This is a genomic window from Rothia koreensis (assembly GCF_052232265.1).
GTDB lineage: Bacteria > Actinomycetota > Actinomycetes > Actinomycetales > Micrococcaceae > Rothia > Rothia koreensis.
In genome coordinates this window covers 2063711-2082749 of the sequence record NZ_CP197643.1, presented here as the reverse complement: position 1 = coordinate 2082749, position 19039 = coordinate 2063711, and the positions used below count along the sequence as shown (strand labels likewise).

Below are 19039 nucleotides of genomic sequence, written 5' to 3'. Positions count from 1 at the left end.
ACAATCCCAGCATCCCCGCCACGAAGGGGATTGACGCGAGCCAGGACACAGGGGCGACGCGTCGGCGCGGGATTGGACGTAAACTGGCCTCTCAACCTTGAACGACGTCCGAGCTGGAAGGCCAGACCGGGCGAAGACACCACGTCAGAGGAGTACACCGTGACCGAGCCGACCTCTGAACAAGAGAAGTTTGACGTCGAAGAAGCAGCACCCGTCGAAGAGGGCCAGACCGAGAAGCGCCGCGTCGTCGTCGCGGAGGACGAGGCGCTGATCCGTCTCGATATCGTCGAGATCCTCAAGGGGCAGGGGTTCGACGTCGTCGCCGAGGCCGGCAACGGCGAAGAAGCCGTGGAGCTGACGCGGGAGCACGACCCGGACGTCGTCCTCATGGACGTCAAGATGCCGAAGATGGACGGCATCAGCGCGGCCGAGGCCATCGCCAAGGACCGCATCGCCCCCGTGGTTCTGCTGACCGCATTTAGCCAGAAGGAACTCGTGGACAGGGCCACGGAAGCCGGCGCGATGGCGTACGTGGTCAAGCCCTTCACGGAAAACGACCTGATTCCCGCGATCGAGGTCGCCGTCAGCCGTTACGAACAGATCAAAGCCCTCGAAGGTGAGGTCAGTGATCTCAAGGAGCAGTTCGAGACCCGCAAGCTCGTGGAACGTGCGAAGTCTCTGCTCATCACCAAGATGGGACTGAGGGAACCGGAAGCATTCCGTTGGATCCAGAAAACCTCGATGGACCGTCGGCTCTCGATGCGTGAGGTCGCCGAGACCATCGTTTCCCAGGTGTCCTGAACCGGCCCGTGGGAGCTTCCTGAGGTGACATCCCGGTCAGGCGTCCCGCTCGGGAACGAGGGTCCGGACCAATCCCTGCCGCCTGTGATTAGGATTGGTAGGTGACTTCCGCCCCCGAGACAACGCCCGACGAGGAGGCCACCGTGGCCGATCACACCCCCGAACCTGCCGATCCCGCCGAGAACGCGGGGGAGCGCAAACGACTCCTGCTGATCGACGGCCACTCGATGGCCTTCCGGGCGTTCTTTGCGGTGCCCGCAGACCGCTTCACGAACTCCGAGGGTCAGCACACCAACGCGATCCACGGATTCACGTCCATGCTGCTGACGATGGTGCGCCAGTTGCAGCCGACGCACATCGCCGTGGCCTTCGACTTGAGCGGGCCCACCTTCCGCTCGGAGGAGTACACCGAATACAAGGGCGGCCGCGCGGAGACTCCGAAGGAGTTCTCCGGGCAGATCGAGTACATCCAGAAGGTGCTCGAAACCCTGAACATCCCGTGGATCACGGTCGAGGGATTCGAAGCCGACGACATCATCGCCACCGGATCCATGCTGGCCGAACAGGCAGGGGCCGACACGGTGGTCGTCTCGGGGGACAGGGACGCGTTCCAGCTGATCTCGAAGAACACCCACGTGCTGTACCCGACCAAGGGCATCTCCGAGATTCCGCCCAGAACAGCCTCGGACATCGAGGAAAAGTACGGCGTCGGCCCCGACCGGTATCGCCACGTGGCCGCTCTGGTCGGGGAATCCGCGGACAACTTGCCGGGCGTTCCCAAGGTCGGGCCCAAGACGGCCGCGAAGTGGATCAACCAGTACGGCGACCTCCAAGGCGTCATCGACCACGCGGACGAGATCGGCGGCAAGGTCGGCGAGAACCTCCGGGCGCATCTCGACGACGTCCGCCGCAACTTCCGTCTCAACGAGCTCAAACGCGACATCGAATTGCCTCTGAGCTTCGCACAGATGGAGCGGAACGAACCCGACCTCGAAGCGATGGACAAGCTCTTCGACGAACTCGAGTTCAACCGGATTCGGGAACGGGTCCGGGCGGACCTCGTCGAAACCGAGCCTGAGCCCGAGATCGAGATTCCCGAGCGCCGCGACGTCGTCACCCCGGACGACCTCAAGAACCTGTTGGGAAGCAAAGGAACCGCAGTCGCCCTCACGCTGGAGACCGACTACCGGGCGGGCGACGTCGTATTCCTCGCGACGCGTGAGGCCGTCGGATCGGTCCGTCTCGAGCAGGCCGACTCCGACCTGTCCGGTGCCCTCGCCGACGCATTGAAGGACCGTGGCGACGACCTGCTGGTCTCCCACCTGAAGGAGCTCGTACGGTCCCTGCGGGAGGTCGGCTACGAACTGCCGGATACCGGACGCGATCTGGCCCTCGAAGCTTTCGTCCTGCGTCCCGGAGCGCGCGGGTACAGCCCCCAGGAACTCGCGGCGGAATTCACGACGTACGACTTCGGTGCGAAGCCCAAGAAACCGACCGCCGCAGCCCTCAAGAAGGAATCCGACGAGGTGCGGGAGAAGAACACCGCGGCCGACCTGGACAGGTTCGCGGCTTCGGCTTGGCTCATGCACGACGTCGCCGAGGCCGTCTCGGCCCGCCTGGCCGAGCACGAATGGGCCACCACGATTCTCAAGGACATCGAAGTTCCCCTCACGCACGTGCTCCTGGCGATGGAGACCAACGGCATCGCGATGGACGTCCAGGAGCTCGACACCCTCCAGGACGCCTTCCAGGCCGAAATCGATACTGCGCAACGCAACGCGGACCAGGTGGTCGGCGAGGCCGTGAAACTGTCCTCGCCGAAGCAGTTGCAGACCGTCCTGTTCGAAACGCTGGACCTGCCCAAGACCCGCAAGATCTCCTCGGGCTACACCACGGACGCCTCGTCCCTCCAGGAGCTCATGACCAAGCTCGAACCCGGGACCAAGGGGCACGACTTCATGGGCTACCTGTTGCGGTACCGGGAGTTCAGCAAGCTTCAGCAATTCGTGACGGGACTCAAGGACGCGACGACGGCGTCCAACCGGGTGCACACGACCTTCGGGCAGACGACGGCAGCCACGGGCCGCCTCTCGTCCATCAACCCGAACCTTCAGAACATCCCGGGTCGGACGTCCGAAGGAAAACGGATCCGCAATTCCTTTGTCTGCGGACCGGGCTACCAGACGCTCCTGACCGCGGACTACTCGCAGATCGAGATGCGGATCATGGCCCACCTCTCCCAGGACGAGGGCCTGATCGAGGCCTACGAATCGGGGGAGGACCTTCACCGGTTCGTGGGTTCGCAGGTCTTCGGCGTGGAAACGGCGGACGTGACCTCCGAAATGCGTGCCAAGGTCAAGGCCATGAGCTACGGGCTCGCCTACGGGCTGTCCAGCTACGGCCTGTCCAAGCAGCTGAACATCTCGGTCGATGAAGCCCGCGGCCTGATGAGCAACTACTTCAAACGCTTCGGTGCCGTGCGCACCTACCTGCGGGAAGTCGTGGACGAGGCGAAAAAGGTCGGCTACACCGAGACGATGTTCGGCCGGCGTCGCTACCTTCCGGACCTTGACTCCTCGAACCGGCAGGTCCGCGACAACGCCGAACGCGCCGCTCTGAACGCGCCCATCCAGGGGTCGGCCGCCGACATCATCAAGATCGCGATGCTCGGCGTCCATCGTCGGTTGCAGGAGGAGAAGCTCGAAACCCGCATGGTCCTCCAGATCCACGACGAACTGATCCTGGAAGTCGCCGAGGGGGAGTACGACGCCGCCGAAGCCATCCTGCGCGAAGAGATGTCCACCGCCGTCAAACTTCGCGTCCCGCTCGAAGTCCAGGTCGGCCACGGCCGCTCCTGGAACGACGCCGCCCACTGACCGCTACGAGACAGGAATCATGAGGAACCACATGTCCCTGAAACCGTTTGAGCTGAGGACCATCGTCGATGGCGACGGGAAAGCCACCGACGAGTACCGACGTTTCCACGCCCGAGTCGAACGCGGATTCCACGAAAAGCCCGGAACGCCTGAGGTGCAGGACTACGTGGCCGGGCTGTACCAGGACGCCGGGTTCGTGCACCGCGGGTTCGTGGAGACCGAGGACGCTCCCGAATGGGCCGGTGAATCGTCCCAGCCGGTCGCCACGATCGTGGGTTTCCCCCGGCGTATGGAAGTTGGCGAGAAGGCGGTGGGCCTCTGGGCGATTTCGGAGGTCGGGGTGTCGTCCTCCTACCGGCGTCGTGGGCTGTTGCGCACCATGATGACCAACGAACTGACCGAGGCGCAGCGTGACGGCTACGGGCTCGCGGGACTCACCGTGTCCGAGGGCGGAATCTACGGTCGGTTCGGATTCGGCGTCGCGACGCGAGTGGGTACCTACGAACTCGATCTCCGGCGTCGCCCGCGCATCCTGCCCGGCGTCATGGAATCGACGGGCGCTGCTTCCGGCCGGGTCGTGGAGGCGGACCCGCAACGAATGCTGGATCTGGCCGAAGACATCTGTGCGCAGTCCGACGCCGGCCGCGCGGGCAAGATCAACCGGCTCAGGGGGCATATCCGGAATTTTTTGGGGCAAACCAGTCTCGACAAGGATTCCCTCGATCCGGTCCGGGGCAGGGAGGCGTTCGTCTACGTCGGGCACTCGGGGCCCGAAGGGTATATGACCCTTGACCACGAGGGAATGGACTCGGACCCGTGGAAGGCCAAGATCATCGACGTCCAAGCCGTCACACCGGCCGCGTGGGTCGGCCTGTGGAACCACCTGTTCAATGTGGACCTGCTGGAGCTCGTCGAGTTCAAGGATGCCCCGGGTTTGGCCCTGTCCTCGATCCTCGAGAACCCTCGTGCGGTGACGGCCAACCGGGAAGCCGACCTCATCTGGACCCGGATCCTCGATGTCGTGTCCGTTCTCGAATCACGGCGGTACCCGCATGACGGAGACATCGTCCTCCTGGTCGATGACCCCATGGGCCTGGTGACTGGGGCCTACGCGATGCACATCGAACAGGGCACGGCGACCGTCACGCCGTCGTCCGACGTGTCCGGAACACAAGATCGCGGGGATCGGGCCAGGGACGACGTCGCCCTCGCGCCCAACGCGCCGCGCGTGCGCTTTCCGGTCGACCGATTGGCCACCGCCGTGTTCCGCGGCTGCGAGATCGAAGCGAGGCTCGGCGTCGTGGTCGGCGACGGGGCCGAGGAGGCCGCCCAAATTTTCGCTGTGAACCGCGAACCGTACTGCGATTTCGAGTTCTGAACGCGAGTCCTTCGTCCAGCACATTGCGCGAAGGACGTGAGGTGTGACGAATTACCCTTTCGAAGGGCATGAAACCGCGCATGACGGGCATCTGTGCGTTGACCGGACTTGCATCAGCCCATAGACTGAGTGGGCGCATCATCTGCGCACAGTCCAATAAATGTTCGGCTTCGCGAAGCAACCGTCACAGGACGCGGTGGAGCCGACCGAGTAAGCAAACTATCCACATCGGAGCCCCTACTACATGACCACCAACACCCCGCAGGTCGCGATCAACGACATCGGAACCGAAGACGAGTTCCTCAAGGCCGTTGACGAGACCATCAAATACTTCAACGACGGCGACCTTGTTTCTGGCGAAGTTGTCAAGGTCGACCGCGACGAAGTTCTGCTGGATATCGGGTACAAGACCGAAGGCGTCATCCCCTCCCGCGAACTTTCCATCAAGCACGACGTCGATCCCGGTGAAGTTGTTGCCGTTGGTGATGAGGTTGAGGCTCTCGTCCTGACCAAGGAGGACAAGGAAGGCCGCCTGATCCTGTCCAAGAAGCGCGCTCAGTACGAGCGTGCCTGGGGCGACATCGAGAAGGTCAAGGAAGAAGACGGCGTCGTCACCGGTACCGTCATCGAGGTCGTCAAGGGCGGCCTCATCCTCGACATCGGTCTCCGCGGCTTCCTGCCCGCATCCCTCGTTGAAATGCGCCGTGTGCGTGACCTGGCTCCGTACATCGGCCAGGAGATCGAGGCCAAGATCATCGAGCTGGACAAGAACCGCAACAACGTGGTGCTGTCCCGCCGTGCATGGCTCGAGCAGACCCAGTCCGAGGTCCGTTCCTCCTTCCTCAACAAGTTGGAGAAGGGACAGGTCCGCACGGGCGTTGTCTCCTCCATCGTCAACTTCGGTGCCTTCGTGGACCTGGGCGGCGTGGACGGACTGGTTCACGTCTCCGAGCTGTCCTGGAAGCACATCGACCACCCGTCCGAGGTCGTCGAGGTCGGCCAGGAAGTCACCGTCGAGGTTCTCGAGGTGGATCTGGACCGCGAGCGTGTTTCGCTGTCCCTCAAGGCGACTCAGGAAGATCCGTGGCAGACCTTCGCGCGCACTCACGCGCTGGGTCAGGTTGTTCCCGGCAAGGTCACCAAGCTGGTTCCCTTCGGTGCGTTCGTTCGCGTCGAGGACGGCATCGAGGGCCTCGTCCACATCTCCGAGCTGGCCGTTCGCCACGTTGACCTGGCCGAGCAGGTCGTCTCCGTGGGTGACGAGCTCTTCGTCAAGGTCATCGACATCGACCTGGACCGGCGCCGTATCTCGCTGTCCCTCAAGCAGGCCAACGAGGGCGTGGACCCGGACGGTTCCGAGTTCGACCCGGCCATGTACGGCATGGCCGCCGAGTACGACGAGCAGGGCAACTACAAGTACCCCGAGGGCTTCGACCCCGAGACCAACGAATGGCTCGAGGGCTACGAGGCCCAGCGCGCCGCCTGGGAGCAGCAGTACGCCGACGCCCAGGCCCGCTGGGAGGCCCACAAGGAGCAGGTCCGCAAGGCCCTGGCCGAGGATGCCGACGCCGCCGCCACCGCAGCGACCGGTTCGTCCTCCTCTTCCTCCTCCGCTCCGTCCAACGCGGCCCCCGCGCCGTCGAGCTACTCCTCCGAGGTCCCGGCGTCCGATTCCGGCACGCTGGCTTCCGACGAGGCCCTGGCCGCCCTGCGCGAGAAGCTCACCGGCAACAACTGATCGGTTGCCGGAGCCGCCCGCGACGTGACCGAGTTGCACCGCGGGTGAACGCTTGAACGAAAGGCCCCTCATCGTTGATCGATGAGGGGCCTTTCGCGTGTCCGGGGGCGGGGGCGTTGGGTTGGGTGTTGGGGTGGGCGTGTGGTCAGGCGTTGGGGGTCCCGATGATTGCGGTGGGTGGGGGCGTGTGGCCGACCGCGAGGTGGCAGTTTTGGGGTGAATCTCCGGCGAGGTGGCAATCTCGGGCCGAATTTCCGGCGAAGTGGCAGTTTTGTGCGGTTTTCGGCCCGAAATCTGCACGCGATTGCCACCTCGGCAGAAGAAACGCACGCGATTGCCACCTCGGCACTGCGCAGCCCCGCCCCGAGCCGCACTGCTCACAGCCCGTCAACTTGCGGCTATCGGTCGACCCACTCGGTTTCGCCCCAGGTCACGTCGAGTTGCCCGGAGGACGACGACGCCAGATGAGCCTCGGCACCCTCCCGGGCTTCCTCCGAATCGGTGACGGCGATGTTCAGGCTTGCGCTCGCTGAACCGTAGTCGGTGCCCAAGACAGCGACGTCGGAGGCTCGGAGCTCGTTCTCGAGACGGCCGGCGTCGGCGTGGGGCACCTCGATCCGTCCCAAACGCAGGCGTTCCCGGGTGGTGAGGCGGGCGGCGTCGATAGCTTGGACGGTCGCATCCGTGTAGGCACGAACCAGCCCTCCGGCACCGAGCTTGATGCCACCGAAATACCTCACGACACCGACACACACATCCGAGAGGTCCTGCAACGCCTCCTCCGTTGTCCTGTGTGCCAGCACCGCTTGGAGCATGGGGATCCCGGCGGTACCGGCGGGTTCACCGTCGTCGGAGGATCGTTGGATATCGCGATCGGCCCCGATCACGAAGGCGGAACAGACGTGGCGGGCGTCGTGATATCTCTTGCGGAGGGCATCGAGGAATTCTCGGGCTTCATCCTCGGACTCGACGCGCGCCACGTGACCGATGAACTCGCTCTTCTTGATCTCGAGCAGGATCTCGGCGGGGCGGGGCTCCGAGAGCACGGTGTACTTGCGGGCGCGTGTTTCGTCGGTACCAGTCACCCGACCAATCTATTCGGGGTCGTACCTCGTGGTCCGGGACGCGGCGGATATGCTGGGACGGAACTGTGTCGGCAGGGGATTGTTTCGGTAGGGAAGAGGAGAGACGTGGCAGCAGAGTTTCGTCGAGTCGGCCTGACGGGCGGCATTGGCTCAGGGAAGTCGACCGTGGCGCAATTGCTCCAGGAGCACGGGGCCGTGGTGATCGACGCCGATGCAATATCTCGGGAACTCACGGCCAAAGGATCGCCCGTGCTCGACCAGATCCGTGACGCCTTCGGAACTCACGTGCTGACGGATACGGGCGAACTCGATCGGGCCGCGTTGGCAAAGATCGTTTTCGACGACGAAACCGCTCGCGAGCGTCTCAATTCCATCGTGCATCCGGCCGTCCGCCGGGAATCCGCGCGGTTGGTCGACGAAGCTGCTCGCGCCGAGACCTTTTCCGGCGTCGTCGTCCAGGACATTCCGCTCTTGGTCGAAACGGGGCAGGCGGACTCCTTCGACGGGGTCATCGTGGTCGAGGCGCCGGAGTCCGTACGCATCGATCGGCTGGTGACTGCCCGAGGGATGAAGGAGGACGACGCCCGCTCGCGCATCCGCTCCCAGGCCACGGACGATCAGCGGCGAGCCGTCGCGACCTGGATCATCGACAATTCCGGGGACCGCGAGACCACGACGGCGCAAGTCGCCACGTTGTGGGATGAATTGACGGCGTAGGCGTAGGCGCCCTCGTCCGGCGGCGGGGCGGGTTGGCGGGTTCGCTGGCTCCGGCTGTCCGGCTGGGGGCTGCGGGCTGCGCGTGTGGGACGTGCCGCGAGGTGGCATTCTCGTGCGGCTTCTTCCGCGAGGTGGCATTCTCGTGCGGTTTTTTCCGTGAGGTGGCAACTTTGTGCGAAAAACGGGCCCAATTTCGCACGTGAGTGCCACCTCGTCACGGGTTCTGCACGAGGTTGCCACTTCGCGGCGGGGTCTGCACGGAACTGCCACTTCGATCGGGGCGATGTGCACGGAACTGCCACTTCGAGCCGGGGGGCCTGCACGAAACTGCCGCCTCGGGGTGGGTCCTGCACAAATTCGCCACTTCGTGCGTTTTCTTCGGCGAGGTGGCAATCCCGTGCAGCTTCTTCCGTGAGGTGGCAACTTTGTGCGAAAAACGGGCCCAATTTCGCACGTGAGTGCCACCTCGTCACGGGTTCTGCACGAGGTTGCCACTTCGCGGCGGGGTCTGCACGGAACTGCCACTTCGAGCCGGGCGGCCTGCACGAAACTGCCACCTCGCGCCCGGCTCTGCACGAAACCGCCACCTCGCCGGCGGGGCCCTAGTCGCGTCCCTGCCGCAGCAGCTGGTAGACCACGGAGTCGTCCTTCCGGCCCAGACCTTCGCGGCGCCCCCGCACGTACAGTTGTTCCGCGGCCGAAGCGAGCGGTACGGGTTGTTCGGCGGCGCGTGCTGCGTCGGTGACCAGGCCCATGTCCTTGACAAAGATGTTGAGAGCGGAGCGGACCTCGTCGAACTCTTCGGCGACCATGCGCGATCCACGATCCTGGAACATGAAGGACTGCGCCGCCCCGCCGTTGAGCACCTCGTGGCATTGGGCCACGTCCAGTCCCATGGAGTCCGCGAGCGCGAGCGCCTCACCTGCCGCCGCGATGTGCACGCCGCACAGCAGCTGGTTCACGACCTTGAATTTCTGCCCGTCGCCCGGTTCGGGGCCTACGACCGGACACTGCGAGCCCAGCACGTCGAGCAGGCACTGGACCGAGGCGACGTCCTCCGCGTCGCCGCCGACCATGATGAGGAGATCGCCCTTCCGCGCGCGGGCGACACCGCCGGACACGGGTGCGTCGACGACATGTCGCGTGTACGGCTCGAGCGCCAACGCCGCACCCTGGACCGCGGTCACCCCCACGGTGGACATGACCACCACGACGCTTTCGGGAGACAGCGACGTCGCAATCCCGCCGTCGCCGAAGAGGACGGCGTCGAGCTGCGGGCCGGTTGCCACCATGATGACGACGACGTCGGCCCCGTCCACCGCCTCCCGCGCGGTGCCGGCGGGCGTGACCTCCGGTCCGAGACCTTGGAGGGCCGCCGGATTGAGGTCGAACGCCGTGACCGTGTGGCCTGAGCCCGCCGCGATCGATGCCATGGGAGAGCCCATGGCCCCCAGTCCGATCCAAGCAATGTTCTTCGTGTTCTGGTCCATGATGTCCATTCCGTGCTGGCCGCCGAGAAACCGGCGGACGATGGTTAATTCCGAGAAGAGTCGGAACCGGCCCAACCGGACCCGGCCCAACCTGGCCCGCGTCAACCGGACCCGGCCCAACCGGGCCTACCCAACCGTGTCCGAGCCGGGTCCCGGGGCGCGGTTCAGCCCGCCGCGTTCTGGAGGCGTTCCACGACGTCGGCGAGGGCCTCCCGGGTTCCGACGTTGCCCGGGAAGACCACGTAGGGGCAGTCGCGCACGGTGTCCGGCGCGTCCTCGGGGCGGAACATTGAAATCTGTCCGGGGAAGAACTGGCCGGTGACCTGGGCGAGTCGGATCCCGAGGCCGCGGTGGGCCACCTCGTGGGACGTGATCCCGCCCTTCGCTACCACCCAGGCCGGAAGGGCGTCGCGGCTGCGGCGCACGGCCTCGACCACGGCCTCCGAGATGCTCCTGGCAATGTCGAGGGACTCGGCGGGGTCGTCGGTCCTGACGAGGGTCCGGCTGGTGTAGACGGCGACGTCGTTGGATTCGAGTCCGTCGTGAACGGCCCGTACCGTCTGGGACAGGTGCTCATCGCGCTGTTCGGGGTCGAGGAGCTTTTCGACGTCGAGCTCGATTTCGGTCAGTTGCCCACGACGCCGGACCTCGTCGAGTTGCTGCGTGGTGAGCCCCACGTGCGAACCGATGACGACGAGGCCGTGCTTCCGCCTGTCCGGACTCAGCCGAATGTCGGCGGGGTCGAGAATGCGCGGTCCGGACTGGCCGGCGAGGGGCCGGACGAAGGACGGCCCGCAGCGCGTGACGAAGCGATGGCCCCGCGCTTCGAGTCGGGTGACGGCGTCGGCCACGACCTCCATGTCGGAGTATTCGGTCGCATTGACCACGACCCAGGCACGGTTGCTTGCCCCGGACAGGATCTCCTCGACGCGGCTCGTGCCTCCCGTGCGGATGTCCTCGAGGGACAGGGACAGGACGTCGGAGGCCTCGATCGCGCCGCCGGATTTTTCCGCCAGGAATTCGGCGAGTTCCGAGTGGCTGTAGCCGAAGGTCGCGTCCCGCGCGAAGTCGGTGTCTTCGACGCGCCGGGGCGTGCCGTCGACCACGGCGTGGTGGACGTTGCCTTCGGTGTAGCGTCCGGCCTCGATCATTGCGGGGCAGAAGAGGAACGCGTCGACCTGGACTCCGTGGTCGGACAGCACGTCCGCGAGTGCTTGGGGCTCTGCGATGACGTGACCGCGCAGGGTCGAGTCGGAGCGCGAGACCACGTGCAACGGCGCGTCGTCGTCGGCGTCCAAGGTGTCCAGGAAATGTGCGAGGGTGCTTCGATTGAGGGCGACGGCGTCGTCCTCATCGAGTGCCCGGGTATTGGTCAGGGTGAAGCATGTGGAGCCGGGCTCCTGGAGGGCGTGGGCCAGGATCTCGGGATCCGGCTCGAAGGCGACGGGCACGTCGTGGACGCACTGCGAGCCGGTGGGGTCATCGTCGAGAACGAGGAGGCGCCGGGGCGAGCTGAGCATGGGTGAACTCCTTCTTCAAGCGTGTCAGGCGATCGCGGAGACGACCGGCCACATGAGCAGTGCGACCAGGAATCCGACGATCGAGGTGGTTGTGGTGAGGAGGGTGTAGGACTTCAGACCCGTGGCGGTGTTGACCTGGTTGTACCTGGACCACACCCAGAACAACGAATCGTTGACGTGGGACAGAGCCATGGAACCGATGCCGATCGTCACGGCGACCAGAGCCACTTGCAACGGTTCGAGCCCGAGAGACGAAGTCATCGGTGCGATGAGCGGGGCTGTGGTCAGGGTGGATACCGTCGCGGAGCCTTGGGCGGCACGGATCAGCGCGGCCATGAGCCACGCGAGGACCAGGATGTGCAGGCCCGTTCCGGCCAGGGCGTGGGCGACGGCGTCGGCGACGCCGGTTTCCTTCAGCACGTGGCCGAAGGTTCCGCCGGCACCCGTGATCAGGATGACCGCGGCCACCGGAGGCAACGAGGAATTGATGACGTCCTCGGCCTGGGTGAGGCCCCAGCCGCGGCGGTACCCGAGAACGACGGTCGCGACGACGACGCCGATGACCAGCGCCATCGGTGATGCACCCACGAAGGAGAAGAACTTCACGACCGGGTTGTTCTCCGGCAACGTCATCGAGGTGATGGTCTGCGACATGATCAGGACGAGCGGGATCAGGATCATGGCGATCACGACCCATGCGCGAGGCGGATTGTCGACCTTCGGGAAGGACTGCGTGGATTCCTCGTCGAAATCCTCGCCCGCCTCCTGCATCTCGGCGGCGGAGATCCCGGGAACGGGGGAGAAGATGCGCCGGGTGATGAACGGGATCGTGAATTGCGCCGCGAGCCACATGATGATCGCGGGCAGCAGTCCCAGGAGCAGGACCATGCCGATGTTCGCGCCCATGACCTGTGCGCCGCCGACGATGCCGGGGTGGGGAGGGAGGACCACGTGGACGGTCAACAGGCCCATGACGGTCGGCAGGGCGTAGTTGAGCATGTTGCCCTGCAGCCGGCGGCCCACCGACAGGATGATCGGCATGAGAACGATGAGGGCCACGTCCACGAAGACGGGTATCCCGAAGATGAAGGCGGCCGCTCCGAGGGCCCAGGGCGCCCTGTGCGGGCCGAATTTGTTCAGCAGCATCTTGGCCAGGACGTCGGCGCCGCCCGAGACCTCGATGATGCGCCCCATCATGGCGCCGAGGGTCACGATCAGGGCGACGGACCCCAAAGTGGAGCCCATGCCTTCTTCCAGCATCGGAACGATTTTCTCGAGGGGCACGCCCGCAGCCAGGGCGAGACCCACGGAGACGAGAAGCAGCGCAAGGAACGGATGGGCCTTGGCCTTGATGATCAGCGCCAGAATCACGGCGACTGCGGCCAGTCCCAAAAGGACGAGGGTTACCGGGGACATGAAATCTCCATCGACTTCGTTTCCTGCCAGGAACGGTGAGACGCTCACCACTGGCTGTTATCAGATATCTGATAAGTTTAGCTTCGTGTGCGATAGTGTCAATGAGCTCACACCGACTGTTTTGCTAAGGAGTCCGTCCGTGTCGAGGAACCTTGCCGACCGCGTCACCCGGTCCATTCTGGACCGCATCGCCCAGGGGGTCGTTTCCGTGGGGGACGAATTGCCGCCCGAAGGCGTCCTGGCCGATGAGCTGGATGTATCCCGGCTGACCATTCGCGAAGCGATCAAGACCTTGGCGGGTCGGGGAGTCATCCTGGTCAAGCACGGGAAACGGAACCGCATTGCGCCGGTCGAGAACTGGGACCTGCTGAACGTCGAGCTCATGGAGCTCCGCGGGCGCATGCGCGGCGAGAGCCGAAACCTCGTGGAGCAGTTGACCGAGGTGCGGGAAATCGTGGAGATCGGCGCCGCCGAACTCGCCGCCGAGAGGATCACTCCGGAGCAGCTGAAGGAGATGCGGCGGCACCTCGGGACCATGATCCAGGTGGAAGCGGAGGAGGGCGAGCCCGACGTCGCCCGCGCCGTGGAAGCCGATATTGCGTTCCACCGGATCATCATCGAGGCGGCAGGCAACGAGTACCTCGCCGCGACCTACAGGCCCCTGGAAGAGGTGCTCAAGGCGGTGCGCATGGACACGTCGGCGACGGCCAAGGTGCGCAATGAGGCAATCCATTGGCACGGAGAAATACTCAACAAGCTGGAGAACAAGGACACGAAGGGTTCCCGCGAGGCCATGAGATCGCACATGGGCCAGACCATGGGAGCCGTCAGGGAGGATTCGGAATGAAGATTGTGGTGACCGGAGGCGCGGGTTTCCTGGGGAGCAGAGTCATCGCCGAGCTGCTCAGGCGACAGGACGCGGGGGACCTCACCGTGGATTTCGACCACATCGTCTCGCTCGATCTCGCGGAGAACACGAACGACGACGCCCGGGTCCGTTCCGTGGTCGGCGATCTGGCCGACCCCGATCTGCTCGCGCAGACCCTGGGCGACGACACCGTGGCGGTGTACCACCTGGCCGCGGTGCTCTCCGGAGGGTCGGCGGAGAATTTCGACCTTGCCCTCCGGGTCAACCTGGACGGAACCCGCGGACTGTTGGAGGCCGCCCGCCGCGCCGAGAACCGGCCCTACTTCGTCTTCACGAGCTCCCTGGCCGTTTTCGGCGGGCAGATGCCGGAGGTCGTCACGGACACGTGGGCGGAGCAGCCCGATTCGACCTACGGCGCGTTCAAGGCCATGGGCGAGCTTCTGGTCAATGAATACTCCCGCAAGGGTTTTGTCGATGGGCGCATCTGTCGTCTGCCGACGATTTCGGTTCGGCCGGGCAAACCGAATTCTGCGGCGTCGTCCTTCGCGTCGGGGATCATCCGGGAGCCTTTGAACGGTATCGCCTCGACGTGCCCGGTGCCCCACGGGACGCGGATGTGGCTCTCCTCGCCGAATGCGGCGGTCGCGAACCTCGTGCACGCGCTCGAGGTGCCGGGGGAGGACATCGGCCCGTGGCGGGGCATGAACATTCCAGGAATCTGCGTGACGGTCGAAGACATGCTCGCTTCCCTCGAGCGTGTCGGCGGGAGCGAGGCCAGAGCCCTGGTCACCGACGAGCCCGACCAGCAGGTCATGGACATCGTCTGCTCGTGGCCGGGGGAATTCGACGTGGAACGACTCGTGAACCTGGGATTCGTGCGGGACGAGAACTTCGACGACGTCGTCCGGCAGTACGAGCGGGAGTTCGTGGCGCGGGCCTGAATTCGGTCGGTCCCGCGGGCCGGGCGGAAGTCTCCGTATCGATCGAACATTCGTGCGAATCGGAGTAGCCTGGGACCTATGAGTCTGGCACAGGAGATCAACCGCGTCGTCGCACCATTCGAGGTCATTTCCGACTACAAACCCGCCGGTGACCAGCCACGGGCCATCGCCGAGCTGACCGAGCGGGTCGAGAACGGCGAGAAGGACATGGTTCTTCTGGGCGCCACCGGTACCGGCAAGTCGGCGACGGCGGCCTGGCTGATCGAGTCCGTGCAGCGGCCGACCCTGGTCATGGTCCAGAACAAGACCCTGGCGGCGCAGTTGGCCAATGAGTTGCGCGAGTTGTTGCCCAATAACGCGGTCGAATACTTCGTCTCCTACTACGACTACTATCAGCCCGAGGCGTACGTTCCGCAGACGGACACCTTCATCGAGAAGGACTCCTCGGTCAACGAGGAAGTCGAGCGGCTCCGGCACTCGGCGACGAACGCGTTGCTCACGCGCCGCGACGTCGTCGTCGTCTCCACCGTGTCGTGCATTTACGGTCTGGGTACGCCCGAGGAATACGTCAACCAGATGGTGACCCTCCGGCAGGGTGACGAAATCGACCGGGACGACCTGCTCCGGCAGTTCGTCAACATGCAGTACGCGCGCAATGACACGGATTTCCACCGCGGAACCTTCCGGGTTCGCGGAGACACGGTCGAGATCATTCCGATGTACGAGGAGAACGCGATTCGCATCGAGTTCTTCGGCGACGAGATCGAATCGATCCACACCCTGCACCCGCTCACCGGCGAGGTGATTCGCGAAGAGAACGAGATGTACGTGTTCCCGGCCTCGCACTATGTGGCCGGTGCCGAGCGGATGGCGCGCGCCGTCGAGGACATCAACCAGGAGCTCGGTGAGCGGCTCAAGGAACTCGAGGACCAGAACAAGCTGGTCGAGGCGCAGCGCCTTCGCATGAGGACCACGTACGACCTCGAGATGATGGAGCAGATGGGTTTCTGCAACGGCATCGAGAACTACTCGCGGCACATAGACGGCCGCGAGGCCGGATCGGCGCCGCACTGCCTCCTGGACTACTTCCCGGACGACTTCATGCTGATCGTGGACGAGTCGCACGTGACCGTGCCCCAGATCGGTGGCATGTACGAGGGCGACATGTCGCGCAAGCGGACTCTCGTCGAGCACGGATTCCGTCTGCCGTCCGCCATGGACAACCGGCCGCTGAAGTGGGACGAATTCCTGGAAAGGATCGGCCAGACGATCTACATGTCCGCGACGCCGGGCAAGTACGAGATGTCCCAGGCCGATGGGTACGTTGAGCAGATTATTCGTCCGACAGGCCTGGTGGACCCGGAGGTCGTGGTCAAGCCGACCAAGGGACAGATCGACGACCTCCTGGACGAGATCAAGCAGCGCTCCGAACGGGACGAGCGCGTCCTGGTGACCACGTTGACCAAGCGCATGGCCGAGGACCTGACGGACTATCTGGTCGAGCACGGCGTCAAGGTCCAATACCTCCACTCGGACGTCGATACGCTCAAGCGTGTCGAGCTCCTCCGATCCTTGCGCCTGGGCGAGGTGGACGTGCTCGTGGGCATCAACCTTCTGCGCGAGGGCCTGGACCTTCCGGAAGTCTCGCTCGTCGCCATTCTGGATGCGGACAAGGAAGGATTCCTGCGTTCGACGACGTCGCTCATCCAGACGATCGGTCGTGCCGCCCGCAACGTCTCCGGCCAGGTCCATATGTATGCCGACAAGGTGACGGACTCGATGGAGACGGCGATCGAGGAGACCAACCGCCGCCGCGAGATCCAGATGGCGTTCAACAAGGAGCACGGCATCGACCCGACGCCGTTGCGCAAGAAGATTGCCGACATCACCGACCAGATCGCGCGCGAGGAAGAGGACACCAAGGAGCTGCTCGCGAAGCGGTCCGCCGCCAACGACCACACCGCACCGGTCAAGGGCAAGGGCAAGAAGGCCAAGAACGCGGAGGCCGAGCGGGACAACGCCACGTTGGCCGCGGCGGAAAAGATTCGCCAGGACGGCCTCGCGGCCGCTCCCGCCGAGGATCTTGTGCAACTGATCGAGCAGATGAACGAGCAGATGCGCCATGCGGCGTCGGAGCTCCAGTTCGAACTGGCCGCCCGGCTCCGGGACGAGGTCTCGGACCTCAAGAAGGAACTGCGGCAGATGCAGCAGGCGGGCCACGCTTAGGAGGGCCGGCAGCGGATCGGGTCCAGCCCGGTAATGCCGGTACCGTTCATCTTCCTGGACTCCTCGTTCTCAGCTTGAAGCAGGTACTTATCTGCTCGCCCTCCGTAGGTGTGCCGTGACCACGATGAATGCTCGAGAATTTCAACCGAGATGTCAGCGCGGCCACAAGGGCTGCCGACCAGGGTCCCGTGGTCATCACCGATCGTGGCGAGCCTGCGTACGTGGTGCTGTCCACTCAGGAATATCGAGAACAACAGGGCAGCGGCGAGTCTTTGGTAGACCGGCTGAGCATGGAGGACGACCTCGACATCGATTTCGATCCCGTCGAGACGGGCGTGCCGCTGGTCAACCCGTGGTATCACGACGCCGCGGGCGATTCCTCTCTCACGTAGCGACCAGGAGGTCCACGTTCCTGTCCTCTGGGCCGCCCTCCGCGTGGAGGCCTCCGACCGATCCCGTGTCATTCGCCGCGAGGCCACGGTGAAGCGCGGCGAGGTTGTCGACGCCCGTCAGGGACGTGGGTTCCACGGGGACCTGTGAGTCGACCATTGTCGTGCGGATCCTCACCTCCGAAGCGTTCCGGAAGATCTGGATCCCGCGGAACTGGACCGGCCATTCGGCGATGGAGGCCGTCGATACCTCCCAGAACCCGCTCTCCGGGGAGTTTCCCGGGCGCGGCGTGACCTTGTTGACGTGGGTGTGGCCGGAGAGCCACAGAATCACGTTCGGGAAGGAATGAAGGAGGCCCTCGACGTCGTCCGCGAGGTGCGGCGTGCCGCGTCCGTCCCCGGCGCCGTGGTCATTGTTCAGGGTGGACAGGCCGTGGTGGGAGGCCAGGACCACGAGGCATTCCTCCGCCTGAGCTTCGTCCAAACGGTCCCGCAACCACCGGAACTGGGCGTCGTCGAGGCATCCGTCCACGTGACCGGCGGAATTGGTGGTGTCGAGGACGACAAGGCGCACGGAATCGTTCGGGTCGTAGGTGTAATAGGTGACGTCGTCACGGAGGTTCTGCTCAGTGAATCCGTGGCCCCGGGGCGCGCCGGGGGAGTCGAGGTGCGCTTGCACGTACTCGGTCTTGCCCCAGACCGCCCGACCGTCCGAAGGGTCGATGTCCCGCGCCGGCCCGCGGGAGGCCCACGTCGGGTCGTCGACGTACGCCGGGGTCTTGCGGCCCTCCGGAACCGACGAGGCGTCCAGATCCACAGGTCTCCGCGAGGACACCAGAAAATCGTTGTACTCCTGAGGCAGACGAGCGCGGCCCTGCACCAGGCAGTCGTGGTTTCCGAAGCACGTCAACCAGGGAAGGCTCAGGCCATCGGTCCGAAAAGGCTTCGCGGCCTCCGCCAGGGCCCCCGGGGCATCCGGGTAACCGAGATTGGTCTTGTAGTGGTCGTGTGAGGAGGGTTCGGGGCTGTAGTAGCGCGGATCGTCCATGTCGACCGGCGCGTCCCGGAACTCGCGACTGCCGGCAGCAGGTTCGACGTCGCCCCCGGTCAGCGACCGCAGATAGGCCTGGATCTCGTTGCGCTGGGACGAATCTGCATTGTCGCCCGTCGTGAGGGCGAGGTCCCAAACGCCGGGTTGGGCCTCGACCAGTTCGTTCATGGCCCGGACCATGCCCTCGATCGCGTGGTACTGGAGGAATTCCTGCGGCCGGTAGGACGGGGTCATCCCCGCCCATTCGGGGGAGCCATCGAGCTCCTGGAGGAACTCCAGGCGGGCGGGAGAGGCCAGATCCGCGAGCTGGAAGTCCGTGAAGTGCACCAGGCCGAGCACTTGCTGCTCGTCCCGGGTGCGATCCTCCGCGCTCGATTCCTCGGAAGGCGCGGCGTCCACCAGATCTGTCCGTGCGAGGTGCTCTTCGCCGGCTCCTTTGCGGAGGCGGCGGAAGGGGGAGGACTCGTCAGGAACGACGCGACGGGACGCGGTGGTCACGAGATGCGACGACTCGGGGGTGCGATCAGATTCGGTCATGGGGAT

The 19039-nt window shown here is 65.0% G+C and carries 14 protein-coding genes; 9 read left to right on the top strand and 5 right to left on the bottom strand.

Translation table 11 applies throughout. The features are described 5' to 3' along the window. The first annotated feature begins 159 nt into the window (after positions 1 to 159). From ACTSLZ_RS09185 to rpsA, 4 genes are all read left to right on the top strand, one after another. Positions 160 to 801, top strand: a complete 642-nt coding sequence (locus ACTSLZ_RS09185) for an ANTAR domain-containing response regulator (protein WP_443094801.1) — start codon at positions 160 to 162, stop codon at positions 799 to 801. 101 nt (positions 802 to 902) lie between these two features. Further along, positions 903 to 3677 (top strand): DNA polymerase I, encoded by a 2775-nt coding sequence (gene polA, locus ACTSLZ_RS09180; protein ID WP_443094800.1) that lies wholly within the window; start codon positions 903 to 905, stop codon positions 3675 to 3677. Positions 3678 to 3708: 31 nt separating this feature from the next. After that, positions 3709 to 5055: a GNAT family N-acetyltransferase gene (locus ACTSLZ_RS09175; protein ID WP_443094799.1), complete on the top strand. Its 1347-nt coding sequence runs from the start codon at positions 3709 to 3711 to the stop codon at positions 5053 to 5055. Between the two features lie 244 nt (positions 5056 to 5299). Further along, complete coding sequence (rpsA, locus tag ACTSLZ_RS09170; RefSeq protein WP_129315562.1) at positions 5300 to 6793, top strand: 30S ribosomal protein S1; 1494 nt, start codon at positions 5300 to 5302, stop codon at positions 6791 to 6793. A gap of 398 nt (positions 6794 to 7191) precedes the next feature. On the opposite strand, the gene ACTSLZ_RS09165 is transcribed toward rpsA, so the two are convergent. Continuing rightward, positions 7192 to 7878 (bottom strand): IMPACT family protein, encoded by a 687-nt coding sequence (locus ACTSLZ_RS09165; protein WP_443094798.1) that lies wholly within the window; start codon positions 7876 to 7878, stop codon positions 7192 to 7194. Between the two features lie 105 nt (positions 7879 to 7983). Between ACTSLZ_RS09165 and coaE the strand changes: the two genes are divergently transcribed. Then, positions 7984 to 8595: a dephospho-CoA kinase gene (gene coaE / locus ACTSLZ_RS09160; protein WP_443094797.1), complete on the top strand. Its 612-nt coding sequence runs from the start codon at positions 7984 to 7986 to the stop codon at positions 8593 to 8595. 602 nt (positions 8596 to 9197) lie between these two features. Here the strand turns inward: coaE and ACTSLZ_RS09155 are convergent. From ACTSLZ_RS09155 to ACTSLZ_RS09145, 3 genes are all read right to left on the bottom strand, one after another. Then, on the bottom strand, positions 9198 to 10085 hold the full coding sequence (locus tag ACTSLZ_RS09155; protein WP_397556094.1) for an NAD(P)-dependent oxidoreductase: 888 nt from the start codon (positions 10083 to 10085) through the stop codon (positions 9198 to 9200). Between the two features lie 164 nt (positions 10086 to 10249). Further along, a complete protein-coding gene (locus tag ACTSLZ_RS09150; RefSeq protein WP_443094796.1) occupies positions 10250 to 11605 on the bottom strand; it encodes a four-carbon acid sugar kinase family protein in 1356 nt (451 codons plus the stop codon). Between the two features lie 24 nt (positions 11606 to 11629). Further along, positions 11630 to 13021: a GntP family permease gene (locus tag ACTSLZ_RS09145; RefSeq protein WP_443094795.1), complete on the bottom strand. Its 1392-nt coding sequence runs from the start codon at positions 13019 to 13021 to the stop codon at positions 11630 to 11632. Positions 13022 to 13160: 139 nt separating this feature from the next. On the opposite strand from ACTSLZ_RS09145, the gene ACTSLZ_RS09140 reads away from it, so the two are divergent. The 4 genes from ACTSLZ_RS09140 (at position 13161) to ACTSLZ_RS09125 (ending at position 17448) form a co-directional block, all read left to right on the top strand. Beyond that, positions 13161 to 13868 (top strand): FadR/GntR family transcriptional regulator, encoded by a 708-nt coding sequence (locus tag ACTSLZ_RS09140; RefSeq protein ID WP_443094794.1) that lies wholly within the window; start codon positions 13161 to 13163, stop codon positions 13866 to 13868. Then, positions 13865 to 14830, top strand: coding sequence for a D-erythronate dehydrogenase (gene denD / locus ACTSLZ_RS09135; RefSeq protein ID WP_129315879.1), 966 nt, complete (start codon positions 13865 to 13867; stop codon positions 14828 to 14830). Before ACTSLZ_RS09140 ends, denD begins: the two co-directional genes overlap by 4 nt. Positions 14831 to 14908: 78 nt before the next feature. Next, positions 14909 to 17056 (top strand): excinuclease ABC subunit UvrB, encoded by a 2148-nt coding sequence (gene uvrB, locus ACTSLZ_RS09130; RefSeq protein WP_443094793.1) that lies wholly within the window; start codon positions 14909 to 14911, stop codon positions 17054 to 17056. A gap of 128 nt (positions 17057 to 17184) precedes the next feature. Beyond that, positions 17185 to 17448, top strand: a complete 264-nt coding sequence (locus ACTSLZ_RS09125) for a type II toxin-antitoxin system prevent-host-death family antitoxin (RefSeq protein ID WP_443094792.1) — start codon at positions 17185 to 17187, stop codon at positions 17446 to 17448. Here ACTSLZ_RS09125 and ACTSLZ_RS09120 read toward each other — a convergent pair. After that, the gene (locus tag ACTSLZ_RS09120; protein ID WP_443094791.1) at positions 17441 to 19033 is read right to left on the bottom strand and encodes a TIGR03767 family metallophosphoesterase; all 1593 of its coding nucleotides are present in this window, start codon (positions 19031 to 19033) and stop codon (positions 17441 to 17443) included. The two genes, ACTSLZ_RS09125 and ACTSLZ_RS09120, sit on opposite strands and share 8 nt — an antisense overlap. Between the last annotated feature and the right edge of the window lie 6 nt (positions 19034 to 19039).